This window comes from Cognatilysobacter lacus (assembly GCF_008274655.1).
In the GTDB taxonomy this organism is placed as follows: Bacteria; Pseudomonadota; Gammaproteobacteria; order Xanthomonadales; family Xanthomonadaceae; genus Cognatilysobacter; species Cognatilysobacter lacus.
Genome location: NZ_VTRV01000196.1, coordinates 1 through 3,835 on the forward strand (window position 1 = coordinate 1; position 3,835 = coordinate 3,835).

Here is a 3,835-nt window from a genome sequence, read left to right on the forward strand (position 1 = left end):
CTCGGGCCCTCGCGTGGGGCCGGGGCTGCGTCGGCTACGCCGGTGTGCGGCGCCGCGACATCGGCGTCGCCCGCATGGGCGTCGGCCACGGTATCGGCGACCGGAGCACCGGATTCGGGCGTCGCCTGTTCGGCTGCCACGTCAGGCGCTTCGTTGGGCGGCGGCGCGGTAGCGACACGCGGAGACTCGCGCGTCGGCGCCGGCTGGCTCGCAGGTGCCTCCGCGATCTCGAGTAGATCGCTCTCGCTCAGCAATGCACTGCCGCAGCGCGGGCAGCGCTGGCTGGCTTCGCGGCCGGCGATCAGCGCAACCAGGAAGCCGCACTTGGGGCAGGGTTTGAACATGCGGCTATTGCACCATGCCGGCGCGCGTCGCCATCAGCGGCGACGACCGCAGACGCGCATCCAGCCGTCCATGCACGCCACGTCGATGTCCTCGAGCACGTCGGCATACGCGGCGATGACGTCGTCTTCCTGGCCGGCGAGGATCCCCGACATCGCGAGCTGGGCGCCCGGCGCGCACCGCGCCGCGATGGTCTCGCGCAATCCGATCAGCGCGGACGCAAGGATGTTGGCGACCACCACCGGATACGTCGCCACCGGTTCGTCCTGCGGCAGGAATACCTGCAGGCGATCGTCCACGCCGTTGCGCTGCGCATTGTCGAGCGTGGCGATGACGGCCTGCGGATCGTTGTCCACGCCGATCGCCGCGGCCGCACCGAGCTTGAGCGCGGCGAGCGCAAGGATCCCGGAGCCGCAACCGAAGTCCAGCACGGTCGCGCCTTCGAGCACGCCGGCCGTTGCGAGCGTATCGAGCCACTGAAGGCACAGTGCCGTCGTGGGGTGCGTGCCGCTGCCGAAGGCAAGGCCGGGGTCAAGCCGCACGACAGCGGCATCCGGCGCATCGGCGCCGTCCGGCAGTTCGTGGTTCCACGGCACGATCCAGGTGCGGGCGCCGAAATGCAGCGGCTCGTACTGGTCCATCCACGCGCGTTCCCAGTCCTGGTCCTCCACGTCGCGGAATTCCGCGCGCGACCAGTCGAGCGCTTCGTCCGCAGCGGAGAGTGCCTGCAGCAGCGGTTCGCGTGGCGTGCCGGCCTCGAACAGCGCGGTCAGCACCATCTCATGCCACAACGGCTGCTCGCCGACGCCCGGCTCGAAGATCGCCTGCTCGTCGGGCGCATCCGCGTGCGCGTCGACCAGCGTGACCGCCAGCGCGCCGACGTCCTCGAGCGCACGCTCGTAGCGCGGCTGCTGCGCCTCCGTGCACGCGAGCGAGAGCTCGAGGAACGGCATCGCTTACTTGCCGACCAGCTGCACGGCGTCGACGGCCTTGTAGCCGCGCGCCACGTTGTTCGCGAAGGTCAGCTTCACCGACTTCACCGGATACGGCGTCGCGTCGAACTTGCGCACGAACCACGTGCGCTGGCCGCGCGTTTCGGGCTTGGTGTCGCTGATGCCGCTCCACACGGTGTGGGCCGCGCCGTCCACGCCGATGAGTTCGACCTTGTTGATCGCGGCCACGGCGGTTTCGTCGAACACCGCACGCACGGCGGTGGCCGATACCGGCCGATCGTAGTCGAGCTGGATCCAGTCGAAGCCGATGTCCTGACGGTTGTTGGTCCAGCCGTTGCCGTTCACTGAACCGGTGGCCTGCCATGCCGTGCTGGAGTCATGCGAATCGGGCGGCAGCTTGTCGGCATCGCCGAACTGGGAGCTGGCTTTGGCCGACGTCGCCCACTGCGCGTCGGGATCGTTCATGTAGCCGTCTTCCATCGTCGCGAAGTCGAGCTTGCCCTGCGCTTCGGAGGTCGGCGTGCTCGGCTGCGCGTCCGCGGGCGGCGTTGCAGCCGGCGTAGGGGCCGGCGTCGCGGCCGGCGCTGGTGTCTGCGCCCCAGTGTCGGCATTGGCGGCCTCGTGCTTCTTGCAGCCGGCGAGCGCGACGAGCGTGATCAGCGAAGCGGTGGCAATTCCCTTGTGCATCTGTAACTCCCTGGTTGAAACGATGGTGTATTGAGTCGCGGCGATGCGATCGCGCGGTGGCGCCAGCGGAACGTGCGGTCAGGTAATCGAGATCGCCTTTTCCTTCTGTTCCTTCAGCCGCTTTTCGAGGTAGTGGATGTTCTGGCCGCCCTGCTGGAATCCGGCGTCCGACAGGATGCGCTGCTGCAGCGGAATGTTGGTCTTGATTCCGTCGACGACCATCTCGTTGAGCGCAACGCGCATGCGCGCGATGGCGATGTCACGCGTCGGGCCGTGCACGATGAGCTTGCCGATCATCGAGTCGTAGTTCGGCGGCACGCGATAGCCTTCGTAGATGTGGCTGTCGACGCGCACGCCGGGGCCGCCCGGTGCATGGAAATGCTGGATGAGGCCGGGGCACGGCATGAACGTCTCCGGATCCTCCGCATTGATGCGGCACTCGATCGCATGGCCTTCGAGGACGATGTCCTCCTGCTTCAGGCGCAGCTTCTGGCCCGCGGCGATGCGCAGTTGTTCCGTCACCAGGTCGATGCCGGTGACCAGCTCTGTCACCGGATGCTCGACCTGGATGCGCGTATTCATTTCGATGAAGTAGAAGCGTCCGTCCTCGAACAGGAATTCGAACGTGCCGGCGCCGCGGTAGCCGATGCGGATGCACGCCTCCACGCAGACCTTGCCGATCTGCGCACGCAGTTCCGGCGTGATGCCCGGCGCCGGCGCTTCCTCGACAACCTTCTGGTGGCGACGCTGCATGGAGCAGTCGCGCTCGCCGAGGTGGATCGCATGGCCCTGGCCGTCGGCGAGGACCTGGATCTCCACGTGGCGCGGATTCTCGAGGAACTTCTCCATGTAGACCATGTCGTTGCCGAACGCGGCCTTCGCTTCCTGCTTGGTGGTCTGGATAGCGGTGACAAGTGCGGCCTCGGTATGCACCACGCGCATGCCGCGACCGCCACCGCCGCCGGCGGCTTTGACGATCACCGGATAGCCGATATCGCGCGCGATCTTGACGTTTTCCGCCGGCTCGTCGCCGAGCGGGCCGCCGCTGCCGGGCACGCAGGGCACGCCCGCGGCCTTCATTGCGCGGATGGCTTCGACCTTGTCGCCCATCAGCCGGATCGTTTCGGCCTTCGGGCCGATGAAGATGAAACCACTCTGCTCGACGCGTTCGGCGAAATCGGCGTTCTCGCTGAGGAAGCCGTAGCCGGGATGGATCGCCTGCGCGTCGGTGACCTCGGCGGCGGCGATGATCTGCGCCATGTTGAGGTAGCTCTGCGCGCTCGGCGCCGGCCCGATGCAGACGGATTCGTCAGCCATCGCCACGTGCTTGAGGTTGCGGTCGACCGTGGAGTGCACGGCGACCGTGCGGATGCCAAGCGCGTGGCACGCGCGCAGGATGCGCAGCGCGATCTCGCCGCGGTTGGCGATGACGACTTTATCGAGCATGGGCGGATTCCATGAGGCGTGGTGTCAGCGGAGTCGGGCGCGTCGATCGCGCCCGCCGGCCCGCGGCGAGGCCGCGAGCCGCGCGGCTCATCCGATGACGAACAGCGGCTGGTCGAACTCGATCGGCTGGCCGCTCTCGACCAGGACCTTGAGCAGCGTCCCGGAGACGTCGGCCTCGATCGGATTGAACATCTTCATCGCCTCGATGATCGCCAGCGTCTCGCCGGCCTTGACCGGCTGGCCGACGGCCACGAACGGCGGCTTGTCCGGCGCAGGTGACGAATAGAACGTGCCGACCATGGGCGCGCGCATGACATGACCCGCCGGCAGGTCCCCGCCCGCCTTGGGCGCACCGCCGGAGGCGGCGTCCGTCGGCCCAGCCATCGGCATCGGCTGCGCGGCGGGCG

General features: G+C 68.2%; 4 protein-coding genes and 1 pseudogene. All 5 read right to left on the reverse strand.

Annotated features, from left to right (window positions below):
- Positions 1 to 344 (reverse strand): annotated as a pseudogene (locus FW784_RS12910) (hypothetical protein); the annotation flags it as partial.
- A gap of 33 nt (positions 345 to 377) precedes the next feature.
- Positions 378 to 1,295, reverse strand: coding sequence for a 50S ribosomal protein L11 methyltransferase (gene prmA, locus FW784_RS12915; RefSeq protein WP_149353743.1), 918 nt, complete (start codon positions 1,293 to 1,295; stop codon positions 378 to 380).
- Between the two features lie 3 nt (positions 1,296 to 1,298).
- On the reverse strand, positions 1,299 to 1,982 hold the full coding sequence (locus FW784_RS12920) for a hypothetical protein (protein WP_149353744.1): 684 nt from the start codon (positions 1,980 to 1,982) through the stop codon (positions 1,299 to 1,301).
- A 78-nt stretch (positions 1,983 to 2,060) separates the two neighbouring features.
- Complete coding sequence (gene accC / locus FW784_RS12925; RefSeq protein WP_149353745.1) at positions 2,061 to 3,428, reverse strand: acetyl-CoA carboxylase biotin carboxylase subunit; 1,368 nt, start codon at positions 3,426 to 3,428, stop codon at positions 2,061 to 2,063.
- 87 nt (positions 3,429 to 3,515) lie between these two features.
- On the reverse strand, positions 3,516 to 3,835 hold a 320-nt coding region (gene accB / locus FW784_RS12930; protein WP_149353746.1), incomplete at its 5' end, for an acetyl-CoA carboxylase biotin carboxyl carrier protein.